Here is a 12,175-nt window from a genome sequence, read left to right as displayed (position 1 = left end):
CGAAAGGCCCAAGCCTACTCCCGCCGGTACGCGGCAGTGTCGACGCCGTGTCATCGGTAAACGCCTGGCCTATGGCAAGGCGACCTGGAATGCGCGATAACCCGACCTTCCTCATCGCGCCCTACTCCACGATGCCACGTCGCGCCGCCCTGCCGCTCGCTCTTGCCTCGATCCTCATCCTCACCGCCTTCACCGCCGCGGCACAGCAGGCCGACACGGCATCGGGCAGCACTGCGCCCGCGCCGCCATCGGTCACCACCTTGCCGCGCATCGATGTGCGCGGCTTCGACTGGCGCGCATACGTGGCAGCCAAGCTCAAGCACCAGATGGCGGAAGTGGCCGGTACGAAGATCACCGTGACGAAGAAGACCACGGTCACCCATCTCGACCTGCAGCCGACCGTGATCGACAACAACCTGCAGCAGTTGCTGGCGCGCTCGCCTGGCGTGCTGGTGTCGCAGCAACCCACGCCGACCCAGTTCAATCTGAGCTACCGCGGCCTCGGCAATCCGCAGGAATCGGAATACGTGCTGGTGATGCAGGACGGCATCCCGCTGGAGAGCGACTGGATCGGCTTCCCGACGCTGTACGCGATGCCACTGGCGCAGAGCCTCGATCAGGTGCAGCTGATCCGCGGCGGCTCCAGCCTGCTGTACGGGCCGGAACCCGCTCCCGTGATCAATCTGGTCACGAAGCGGCCCAAGCCCGGCGCGCCGTTCTCGGCCAGCACCGAACAGGTGGTAGGCAACCATGGGTTGTATTCGACCTACAACACCCTCGAAGGCAGCAGCGGCGCGTGGACCTTCCGCGCCGACGCCGCCTACGTGCGCAGCGACGGCACGCGGCCGAACGCGCAATCGCAGATGCGCCAGGGCGACTTCTATCTGGAATATCGCCCGGACGACAAGCACCTCTGGTGGCTGGATCTGCATGCGATCAATGCCGACTCCGGCGACCCTGGCCGGCTGAGCTATCCGCAATGGCAGGCCGATCCCCGCGCCACGCCCACGCCGTGGAATCGCGACTGGGTGGATCGGGACCAGCTGGTGCTCGGCCACACGCGTGAATTCGGCGACGGCTGGCGGCTCACCGGCAAGTTGTGGTTCGCCTACCAGGACCTCGCCAGTCGGGCCGCAAATGGCGTGCTGGCGCCGCAGCCACCACCGGCCAGCACCACGCTGCAGGACGAGCAGTTCCGCACCCGGGGGCTGGACCTGCGCGTGCGCAAGGCCTGGGGTCACGGCAACGCGTTCACCGCGGGCACGGTGCTGTTCCAGGGCAACGATCCGTTCCGCCAGTGGAGCAGCTCAGATCTCTACGTCGAACGTTTCGATCGCACCGGTACGCCGCGCCTGCGCCAGGCGCGCAGCTCGGATTACTACGCGGTATTCGCCGAGAACGTGTTCCGCCTGCCGCACGAGATCCACATCGTGCCTTCGGTGCGGCTGGAGCGCGAACGCGTAGCGGTGGACGAGACGGTGCGACCGCCCTTCCTCAGCCGTCCGCTGATCCACGAGGCCGACGCACGCACCGTACCGCTGTTCGGCCTTGGCATCGGCAATGACTTCGGCCATGGCAACGAGACCTATTTCAACGTGTCGCAGGGCTGGCGGCCGCTGCGCTACTTCGACATGGCCTCGCCGTTCGCCAACATCGTGCCCGGCCATGCGCCCGATCCATCGAAATCGCTGTCGTGGGAGGCCGGTGTGCACGGCGTGCCGGTCACCGGCCTGTACTACGACGCCAGCCTGTTCTGGATCGACTTCAAGAACCGCATCGAGGCGCAGCACATCAATGCCATCGACGTGGTCGAGGTAAATACTGGCGACACGTGCAGCCGCGGTTTCGAAGGCCTGCTCAGCTACGACTTCCTTGCGCCCACCGCGCTGGCCACGCGTGGCGAACACCTGGAGGCATTCGCCAGCGTCAGCCTGCTCAATGCGAAATTCACCGCCAGCGCGATTCCCGGCCAGGTCGGCAAGATACCGGCCTACGCGCCGCGCTACCTCGCCAAGGCAGGCCTCACCTGGCGCGTGGAGCAGCGCGTGAAGCTCAGCCTCACCGCCGTCTCGGCGGCAGCCCAGTACTGGCAGGACTCCGACCAGCCTTTTGGCAGCGGCCCCAGCTACCTGCCCGCCCGCATCCCAGCCTATACCGTGCTCGACCTGGCAGGCGACTGGCAACTCAACCACAACGTGAAGCTGCTCGCCGGCATCAGCAACCTGGCTGACCGACGCTACTACGACCGCGTGTGGCAGACCGGCCTCGAACCGGCTTATGGGCGCTCCTGGTACACCGGCGTGCAGCTCAAGCTCTGATCGCCGAAAAATCCGCACAACGGGTGTCGATCCCGCGGATCGCCGTTCGTCGTACCTGTGAGAGCGCCACCGGGGGCAACCCGTCCCCGGCCTCCACAGGAGAAACGACGATGCGATGCATGGTGATTGTGAAAGCGGACAAGGACAGCGAGGCCGGCGTGATGCCGGACACCGCGCTGCTCGAGGCTATGGGCAAGTACAACGAGGAACTGGTGAAGGCCGGCGTGATGCTGGCCGGGGATGGGCTGAAGCCCAGCTCCAGCGGCGCGCGCGTGCGCTTCGACGGCAAGCAGCGCACCGTAATCGATGGCCCGTTCGCCGAGGCCAAGGAACTGGTGGCCGGTTTCTGGCTGTGGCAGGTGAAGTCGCTGGCCGAAGCGGTCGAGTGGCTGAAGCGTGCCCCGTTCGATGGCGGCACCGAAGTGGAGATCCGCCCGCTGTATGAAGTCGAGGACTTCGGCGCCGAGTTCACGCCCGAGCTGCGCGAACAGGAAGACCGGCTGCGCGCGCAGATCGACAACCGCCACTGATTTCCCTTCTCAGCGGAGAACCGCCATGCAATTCGTCAGCTACCTCACCTTCGACGGCAATGCCGAAGCCGCCTTCGATTTCTACGCCAGCTGCTTCGGCGGCAAGGTCACCTGGCTCTCGCGCTACGGCGAGGCGCCGCCGGAGATGCCCATGCCGCCCGAGATGCGCGACAAAGTCATGCATGTCCGGCTGGAAGTCGGCGACCAGGTACTGATGGCCTCGGATGCGATGGTGCCGCAGTGCCCTTACGAGCCGATCAAGGGTTGCTCGGTGTCGGTCCAGCTCGACTCGCCGGCGGAAGCCGAGCGCATCTTCGGCGCGCTTGCCGAGGGCGGCAAAGTACAGATGCCGATCGGCGAAACCTTCTGGGCTGCGCGTTTCGGCGCGCTGGTGGACCGCTATGGCGTGCCGTGGATGATCAACTGCCCGCACCCGCAGTGACCACCGCCTTTTCCACGACATGGAGGCTGACATGAGAAAGCTCAGAATCATGGAACACATCTCGCTGGACGGCGTGATCCAGGCCTCCGATGAGGACGGTTTCCCCTACGCCGACTGGTCCGCGCCCTATCGGACGCCCGCCGGCCGGGATGAACTGTTCGCCGCGCACGGCGGACGCTTTGATCTGCTGCTCGGTCGCCGAACCTACGATATGTGGTCCGGGTTCTGGCCAAAGGCGCCGAGCAGTCCGATGGCGGACGCCATCAATGCGGCAAGGAAATATGTCGTCACCCACCGACCGGAAAGCCTCGAATGGGGTCCGTTCGAAGGCCTTGGGCCGGATATCGCCGCGGGCATCCGCCGCATCAAGTCGCTGGACGGTCCGGATATTGTCCTCTGGGGCAGCTCCACGCTCACCTCGGTGCTGCTCGAACATCAGCTGGCGGATGACATCCTGCTGGTCGTCTACCCGGTGCTGCTGGGTACGGGAAAGCGCTTCTTTGCAGAGGGCACGTCGCCACGCGCATTCGAGCTCGTCAGCTCGAAAGCCATGCCGTCCGGCGTCATCCTCAGCAACTACAAGGCCGCCGGGTCTCTGAAGACCGGATAGACAAGCCTCTTTTCAGACATGTCAATCGGAGACGAACATGACAGACGAGCCCAAAGTCAAAGGACCCGCCTCCTACTTTCCTTCCATCGAGAAGACCTACGGCAAGCCCGTAGCGCACTGGTTCAAGATTCTCGACTCTGCGAAAGACAAGAAGCACATGGAGCAAGTCGCTTTTCTCAAGACTGAGCACAAGATCGGCCATGGTCACGCCAATGCGCTTGTCAGCTACTACCGGGTTCGACAACCGGCCTGAGATCAAACCAGCGGACATCAAACCGGCGCCGCCGATTCCGGGCGTTCGGCAGCGTGGCTTCGTCCATGAATGCTTGCCGCCGAGGAACGATGATGGTCTGATCGGTCACCATGACGGCGACCGACACCCATCGCAGCATCGAGGCCATCTGGCGGATCGAATCGGCGCGGATCATCGCCGGTCTCGCGCGCATGCTGCGCGACGTGGGCCTGGCCGAGGAACTGGCGCAGGACGCACTGGTAACCGCACTGGAGCAGTGGCCGCAGACCGGCGTGCCGGACAATCCCGGCGCCTGGCTGATGACCACGGCGAAACACCGCGCGATCGATCGCCTGCGCCGCCACCAGCTGATGGAGCGCAAGCACGAGGAAATCGCCCGCGAGCTGGAAGCCGAGCAAGCCGATGCCATGCCTCGTTTCGACGCCATGCTTGACGACGACATCGGCGACGATCTGCTGCGGCTGATCTTTACCGCCTGCCATCCGGCGCTGCCCGCCGAATCGCGCGTGGCGCTCACCCTGCGCCTGCTGGGCGGCCTCAGCACCAGCGAGATCGCCCGCGCCTTCCTGCAGCCGGAACCGACCATCGCCCAGCGCATCGTGCGCGCCAAGCGCACGCTGGGCGAGAAACAGGTGCCGTTCGAGGTGCCGCGCGCCGACGAACTGGCCGAGCGGCTGGACGCCGTGCTCGGCGTGATCTACCTGATCTTCAACGAGGGCTACACCGCCACCGCCGGCGACGACTGGATGCGCCCCGCCCTGTGCGAGGAAGCGCTGCGGCTGGGCCGCATCCTTGCCGGACTGATGCCGCGGCAGGCCCCGGTGTTCGGCCTGCTTGCGCTGATGGAGCTGCAAGCCTCGCGCACCCACGCGCGCAGTGGGCCGGACGGTGAACCCGTGCGGCTGCTGGAGCAGAACCGCGCCCGCTGGGACCGGCTGCTGATCCAGCGCGGCCTCGCAGCACTGGATCGCGCCCGGCAACTGGGCGGCGATGCGGAGCCCTACACCCTGCAAGCCGCAATCGCCGCCTGCCACGCCCGTGCCCCTGTCGCCGAGCAGACCGACTGGAGTCGCATCGCGGAACTGTACGCCACGCTCGCCACCATCGCCCCCTCGCCGGTGGTCGAACTCAACCGCGCCGTGGCGGTAGCGATGGCCAGCGGGCCAGCCGCCGGCCTCGCCCTCGCCGATGCCTTGCGCGACGAACCGGCGCTCGCGAATTACCACCTGCTGCCTGCCGTGCGTGGCGATCTGCTGGAAAAGCTCGACCGCCACGATGAGGCCCGTGCGGAATTCGAGCGCGCCGCCGCGCTCACCCGCAACATGCGTGAACGCGAACTGCTGCGGACGCGCGCCGCCGCCTGCGCACAGCACACGACGACCGGCTGAGCGAACCGCATCGCGCAACGCAAGATTTCACGCATTCACGGCATGCCTCCCGGCACCTGCATTCGCACGGCGCCAGCGTTATCTTCGCGACTTAACTTCCGCCGGGGTCACGCCATGCCGCTACGTCATGCCGCGGGTTCGCTCGCCGTATCCGCCTGCCTGCTGTTGTCGTCCGTCCCCGCGTTCGCCGTAGACGACGCGCCACCGCCCGCACCGGCCGCCACGGCGCTGGAATGGCGATTGGTAGGCCCGTTCCGTGGTGGCTGGGCGACCATGGCCGAAGGCGTGCCCTCGCAACCGGACACGTTCTACATCGGCACCGCAGGCGGCGGTGTGTGGAAGACCACCGACGCAGGCCGCACCTGGCACCCGCTGATGGATCGCGTGCCGGCCGCCCCGATCGGTGCACTCGCCGTGGCGCCCTCGAATCCGGGCGTGATCTACGCCGGCACCGGCCAGGTGGCTGCCCGCTACGACGTCGCCGCCGGCAACGGCGTGTACCGCTCGGACGACGCCGGCAAGACCTGGCGTCACCTTGGCCTGGACGGCAGCCGGCACATCGGCAAGATCCTGGTCGACCCGCATCACCCTGACACGGTGCTGGTCGGCGCGCTCGGCCACTACTTTGGACCGAACCATGAGCGCGGCGTGTACCGCTCCACCGACGGCGGCAAGACCTGGAAGCAGACGCTGTTCGTGGACGAGAACACCGGCGTGGTGGACATGGCCGCCGACCCGGCAAACCCGGACGTCATCTACGCGGCCGCATGGCAGGTACGCAACTGGCCATGGCTGTCCTACTACCTGCCCAACGCAGGATCGGGCAGCGGCCTGTACAAGTCCACCGACGGCGGCGTGAGCTGGAAGCGCCTGGGCGGCAAGGGCTGGCCCGGCGGCGACCTCGCGCGCATCGGCCTCGCCACCGCGAGCGGCGGCCGCGTCTATGCCGTGGTAAACGACGCCGCGCATCCGGAACAGAGCGGCCTGTACCGCTCCGACGATGGCGGCGCGACCTGGCAGGCACGAAGCCACGCCGAGTGGCTGCCCAACGATTACTTCAGCCGCATCGCGGTCGACCCCACCGATCCCGACCGCATCTACTCGGCCGGCCAGTCGATCCGGCGCTCCGACGACGGCGGCAAAAGCTGGCATGTCTTCAAGGGGGCGCCCGGCGGCGACGACTACCACTACCTGTGGATCGACCCGACCAACACGCAGCACATGATCACCGCCAGCGACCAGGGCGCGGTAGTTACCGTCAACGGCGGCAAGAGCTGGAGCAGCTGGTACAACCAGCCCACCGCCCAGCTCTACCACCTGGGCGCGGACAACCAGTTCCCGTACTGGGTCTACGCCGGCCAGCAGGATTCCGGCACCGTGGGCATCGCCAGCCGCAGCGACTACGGTTCGATCTCCTTCCGCGACTGGAACCCGGTGGGCGGCGACGAGCGCGACTACGACCTGCCCTATCCGGGCGACCCCGGCATCGTGTTCGGCTCCGGCCTCGGTGGCCGCGTGTCGCGCTGGGACCGCAGCACCGGCGTAGTGCAGAACGTCGCGCCGTGGCCGGTGAACAGCTACGGCCAGCGCGCCACCGACTTCAAGTACCACTACACCTGGATCACCCCGATCGCATTCTCGGCCAAGCCGCCGTACGCGCTTTACATGGGCGCCCAGGTTCTGTTCCGCAGCACCGATCAGGGACAGCACTGGAGCGTGATCAGCCCCGAGTTGAACAGCAAGAAAGCTGGCGCGCAGAACTGCAACGGCAAACCCACGCCACGGCAGGCGCGCGATTGCGGTTACGGCGTGATCTTCAGCATCGCGCCCTCGCCGCGCGACAACGACGAAATCTGGATCGGCACCGACGACGGCCTGGTGCAGTTCACCCGCGACAGCGGCAAGCACTGGCGCGACGTCACGCCGAAGGGGCTGCCGAGCTGGGGCAAGGTCAACTCCGTCGATGTCTCGGCATTGCAGCCGGGCACCGCCTACGTCGCCGTGGACAACCATCGCCAGGACGATTTCAGCCCGCATGCGTGGCGTACCAGCGACTACGGCGCGCACTGGACCGACATCGCCGCCGGCCTGCCCGCGGATGACTTCGTCAGCGTGCTGCGCGCCGACCCGCAAAAGGCCGGACTGCTCTACGCCGGCACCGATCGCGGTGTGTACGTCTCCGTCGACGATGGCGCGCACTGGGCGTCGCTGCAGCGCAACCTGCCCACCGCCTGGGTGCGTGACTTGCTGGTGCATGGCGACGACCTCGTCGCCGCCACCCAGGGCCGCGCGATCTGGATCCTCGACAACGTGAGCCCGTTGCGCCAGGCCAGCACCTCGGCGGCCGTGCAGCTCTACGCCCCGGCGCAGGCGATCCGCGTACGTGCCAACGAGAACAAGGACACGCCGCTGCCGCCCGGCACGCCGCTGGGTACCAATCCTCCCACCGGCGCCATTGTCGATTACCGCCTGGCCGAGGCGGCGCGCGGGCCGGCGATGCTCAGCATCTACGACGGCAGCGGACAGCTGGTGCGCCGCTACAGCAGCGATGACCGGCCCGAGCATCTCGACGCCGAGCGGTACTTCGAGAAAGGCTGGCTTGGCTCGCCGCAGCAACTCTCGACCGCTGCCGGCATGCACCGCTTCGTATGGAATCTGCGCTACCCGCGTCCCCACGCCATCGAATACGGCTACAGCATCGCCGCCACCTGGGACAGCGATACCCCGCTCACGCCGGAAGGCCCGCTGGTGCTACCCGGCAACTATCAGCTGGTGCTGCACGTGGATGGCAAGGACTACCACGCCCCGCTCACCGTGACGATGGATCCGCGCGAGCACGTCGGCACCGCCGATCTCGCCGCCGGACTCGCTTTCTCGCGCCGCATCGGAGACAGCTTGCAGCAGATCTGGAGCAACTACGGCGAAGTGCAGTCCTTGCGCGAGCAGCTGGAAGCGTTGCACGCGAAGCTCGCCGGCAACGCCGCCCGCAAACCGCTACTCGATACGGTCGATGCGCTGGATGCGAAGACCAGGCCACTGGTCAGCGGCAGCGGCGAATACGCCTCGAACCTGCATGCGATGAGCGATGCGCTCACCGCCATCGCCACCGACGTCGAAGGCGCCGACCGTGCGCCCACCGATGGCCAGCAGCAAGCACTGGCCGAATACGACACCAACCTCGGCAAGGCGCTGGCACTATGGCAGTCGATTCGCAGCACCGACCTTCCCCGACTCGACCGGCAGTTGCAAGGGGCCCATCTTCCCACGGTGACGCTGAAGGTTGAAAAGCCAGCGGGTCCCGATGGCGACGGCGACGGCGACGCGGAAGACATGCCGTAACACATCGCCGCCTCGGCACCTGAAAAATAAAAGGGCCGCCCGATGGGCGGCCCTTGCGTATGCGACAACGAAGCTCAGGACTGGCTGTCGTCTGCGGGGGCGGCATCGGCGTTGTTAGCCTCCGCCTCACCCTCTTCCTTCTTGCCGATCATCGACTCCAGCGCACCTGCGCCCTTGAACCCGGCGACGGCCGCAAGGCCTTTGGTCAACAGGCCCGCATTCGGATCGAGCTTCTCGGCACCTTCGACCGCAGCCACGGCACCAGCGACTTCACCCAGGGTATCCAGAATTCCCATAACGACCTCCCGCGTTGGTTGGAGCGCCGAGCATGTGGCAAGCACCGTTACAGGCGAATGAATTCCGGCGCAAGTTCGCCCGCCGCGAATTTGCGAATACATGCATGCCGCAACCGGGACACCCCCTTGGAATCTTCCGCGCCCTCCATCACAGGTGTGCCCGATCGTCGTGTGCGCGCCACGCTTCCATTTCGCCAGAGTACGTCACACTTCGAGGCATCCGGCCTCTGCCGGAACACTCGACGGACGCATACTGAAATTGGGCCGACGTCCAGTCCGGACATCGCCCCACAGTGCACACGGCGACGCCGTGCGCCGCGATACCAGGCTTCCTAGCGCGGCCTGACACTTCTCGAACCACCAGGCACGCCGTTGCCTCTTGCGTTGAACCGAGGCGGGTCGGCACATGCATGCAATGTGCAGGCCGGTGCGTTCCCCATCCGTCCAGTTGCGGGGAGACCCTAACCATGAAAACACGCCGACGGACAAAACTCCTTCTCAGCGCATGGCTCGTTGCCACCGGCGCCATCGGTAACGTTGCCGCGTCCGGCGCAGGCCCCATCGAGCATCAGGAGACGACAGCGGCACGCAAGGCAGCCAGCACCTCCGCGCAGGCTCGGACCGCCGCCAGAGGCGACACGGGGCAGTTTCGCTCCCTGCCCACGGCGGCAGCCACCAATGGCCTGATCCCCCGTTACGACCACGTCGTGATCGTCGTCATGGAAAACGCCAGCGTCAACGGCATCGTCGGCAATACCACCGGCGCGCCGTACATCAATTCGCTGCTTTCCAGCAGCGCGTACTTCACCCAGTCCTACGCGGTCACGCACCCGAGCCAACCGAATTACCTGGCCTTGTTTTCCGGATCCCCCCAGGGCATCACCGACGACAGCTGTCCGCACACTTTCAGTACGGACAACCTCGGCCATCAGCTGCTTGGCGCCGGCTACAGCTTCGCCAGCTATTCGGAGACGATGCCATCGATCGGATACACCGGCTGCGCGTACGGAACGTCCGGTTATGCCCGACGGCACGCCCCATGGGTGAACTTCAGCAACATCCCGCCATCAACGAATCTGCCCTACACGCTGTTCCCAAGCGACTTCACCCAGTTGCCGACATTGTCGTTCGTGATTCCTAACCTGTGCGACGACATGCACGACTGCCCGGTGTCGACCGGCGACAGCTGGCTGAGCGCCCACATCAACAGCTACATCAATTGGGCCAAGACCCATAACAGCTTGCTGATCCTGACCTGGGACGAAGACGACGACCTCAGCTTGGCGAACCGGATCGTCACACTGTTCGCCGGCGCGAACATCACCCCAGGCACCTACGCAGAACAGATCAATCACTACAACGTGCTGCGGACGTTGGAAGACATGTATGGCCTGGCCGCACTCGGCAATGCCTCCACCGCCACGCCCATCACCGATGTCTGGAGTTCGGGCGCGCTTGACTTCGGCATCGGCACATCGCCGGCATCGCTTGGCGTGAGCCAGGGGTCGCAGGCCACCGACATGATCACCGTCTCCAGCCTCAACGGTTTCAATTCGCCGGTCAGCCTGTCCATCTCCGGACTCCCGGCCGGCGTAACGGCGACGTTTTCTCCCGTGTCGCTGGTGCCTGCGGGCAACGGCAGCGCCACCTCCACGCTGACCCTGTCCGCGGGGCCCGCGGCCGTCATCGGCAGTGCGACAGCCATCGTGACCGGCACCGCCGGCTCGCTCACCCACAACAGCCCCATCAACCTCACCGTCAATGCACCCGTCGGCGTGGCGTACTGGTTGTACAGCGTCAACTCGGGCATGGTCATGGACGATCCAAGGAGTTCGACCACCACCGATACGCAACTGATCCAGTACCCGGAAACCGGCTACAACAACCAGAAATGGATGCTTGCGCCCAATGCCGACGGCTCATGGACCATTACGAACGCGCTGAGCGGGCTGTGCGTGGCCGCCGAGAATGCCTCGACATCCGCCCGCGCCGCCGTCGTCCAGGCAACCTGCACGAGCGGAGCCGAACAGGAGTGGCAGCTCCAGCCGCAAGGCAGCGGCTACGAACTGGTCAACCAGAACAGCGGCCAATGCCTCGACGTGGCCAACGGTTCAACCGCGGCGCGCGGCCCGCTCATCCAATACCCCTGCCACGGCAGCGCCAATCAGCAGTGGACCATGGTGCAGGCGAACTGACCGGCAGCGGGTCGGGTTCGGTCAGGTCCGTACCAGGAAAGCAGAACACTCCCGCGCAAGGCTTGGCACCGACACCTGCTGCTCTGTTTGGTCAACGGTGAACGCGAAAGCGGACCACGCAAGCCTGCTGGCAACGCCCGCAGACGAGCGCACGCCCCGCCTATAAGAGAAAGGCCCCCTTTCGGGGGCCAGTGAGCCACGCAAGTGAAAGTTGCGATGGCTCGGGGCACTCGGTGCATCGGCGAGGAACCAGACCATCCGAGTCCGACTAATCTGCAGCGATGATGGCTGAGCAGCTATCGGGAAATGACGTGCCACGGTGTAGGCAAAGCCTGACGTCGTGTCTGCAGGCGCCAATGACCATCAGCCCGGTCGCGACGATGGCGTCCAGTCGAGATGTCTACCTACTGCTTCGAGATGGCGCCAGCAGTGCCCTCGGATCGAAAGCAGACATCGCGTGTCGCTCGAACCATGCCGGTCGCCAAGCTTCAACCTACTCGTTTTATAACAGCATCGAGCGCCCTGAGGACCACGGAACACCAGACAACGCAGAGAATCCCCCAGCTATCACCACGCCTTTGAATACTCCTATCAACGAGAGAAGAAGCGGGGCGTAGATGTGGCTGCCGACGGCAAGAGCCAGCAAAGGCAACAACCAGATGAGGCGGTAATCCCCCCGTAAATTAGCAGACGCTGAAAGTGGAATTTTCTCGTAATCTTTCCCGAGGAGGTTCCATGAAGAAGTCCCGATTCAGCGATAGCCAGATCATCGCCGTGCTCAAGCAAGCCGAGGACGGTACGCCC

9 protein-coding genes are annotated in these 12,175 nt (G+C 65.7%); 8 read left to right on the top strand and 1 reads right to left on the bottom strand.

The features are described 5' to 3' along the window. The first annotated feature begins 89 nt into the window (after nucleotides 1-89). The 7 genes from ISP14_RS12825 (at nucleotide 90) to ISP14_RS12795 (ending at nucleotide 8,880) form a co-directional block, all read left to right on the top strand. Entirely contained in the window at nucleotides 90-2,318 is a 2,229-nt protein-coding gene (locus ISP14_RS12825; RefSeq protein WP_404540518.1) for a TonB-dependent receptor family protein, read from the top strand. Between the two features lie 110 nt (nucleotides 2,319-2,428). Then, on the top strand, nucleotides 2,429-2,848 hold the full coding sequence (locus tag ISP14_RS12820; protein ID WP_404540515.1) for a YciI family protein: 420 nt from the start codon (nucleotides 2,429-2,431) through the stop codon (nucleotides 2,846-2,848). Between the two features lie 25 nt (nucleotides 2,849-2,873). After that, nucleotides 2,874-3,290 (top strand): VOC family protein, encoded by a 417-nt coding sequence (locus ISP14_RS12815; protein ID WP_404540513.1) that lies wholly within the window; start codon nucleotides 2,874-2,876, stop codon nucleotides 3,288-3,290. 31 nt (nucleotides 3,291-3,321) lie between these two features. Next, on the top strand, nucleotides 3,322-3,900 hold the full coding sequence (locus tag ISP14_RS12810) for a dihydrofolate reductase family protein (protein WP_404540511.1): 579 nt from the start codon (nucleotides 3,322-3,324) through the stop codon (nucleotides 3,898-3,900). Between the two features lie 37 nt (nucleotides 3,901-3,937). Continuing rightward, nucleotides 3,938-4,153, top strand: a complete 216-nt coding sequence (locus ISP14_RS12805) for a DUF4287 domain-containing protein (protein ID WP_404540509.1) — start codon at nucleotides 3,938-3,940, stop codon at nucleotides 4,151-4,153. 110 nt (nucleotides 4,154-4,263) lie between these two features. After that, entirely contained in the window at nucleotides 4,264-5,541 is a 1,278-nt protein-coding gene (locus ISP14_RS12800; protein ID WP_404540506.1) for an RNA polymerase sigma factor, read from the top strand. Nucleotides 5,542-5,655: 114 nt separating this feature from the next. Next, nucleotides 5,656-8,880, top strand: coding sequence for a WD40/YVTN/BNR-like repeat-containing protein (locus ISP14_RS12795; protein WP_404540504.1), 3,225 nt, complete (start codon nucleotides 5,656-5,658; stop codon nucleotides 8,878-8,880). 74 nt (nucleotides 8,881-8,954) lie between these two features. Here ISP14_RS12795 and ISP14_RS12790 read toward each other — a convergent pair whose 3' ends face one another. After that, nucleotides 8,955-9,176, bottom strand: a complete 222-nt coding sequence (locus ISP14_RS12790; RefSeq protein ID WP_404540501.1) for a hypothetical protein — start codon at nucleotides 9,174-9,176, stop codon at nucleotides 8,955-8,957. A 467-nt stretch (nucleotides 9,177-9,643) separates the two neighbouring features. On the opposite strand from ISP14_RS12790, the gene ISP14_RS12785 reads away from it, so the two are divergent. Beyond that, a complete protein-coding gene (locus tag ISP14_RS12785) occupies nucleotides 9,644-11,371 on the top strand; it encodes an RICIN domain-containing protein (protein WP_404540498.1) in 1,728 nt (575 codons plus the stop codon). Nucleotides 11,372-12,175: the final 804 nt, after the last annotated feature.

This window comes from Dyella agri, from assembly GCF_044904705.1.
GTDB lineage: Bacteria > Pseudomonadota > Gammaproteobacteria > Xanthomonadales > Rhodanobacteraceae > Rhodanobacter_A > Rhodanobacter_A agri.
The sequence above is the reverse complement of the archived record's forward strand: the minus strand, read 5'-3'. Positions and strand labels throughout refer to the sequence as shown.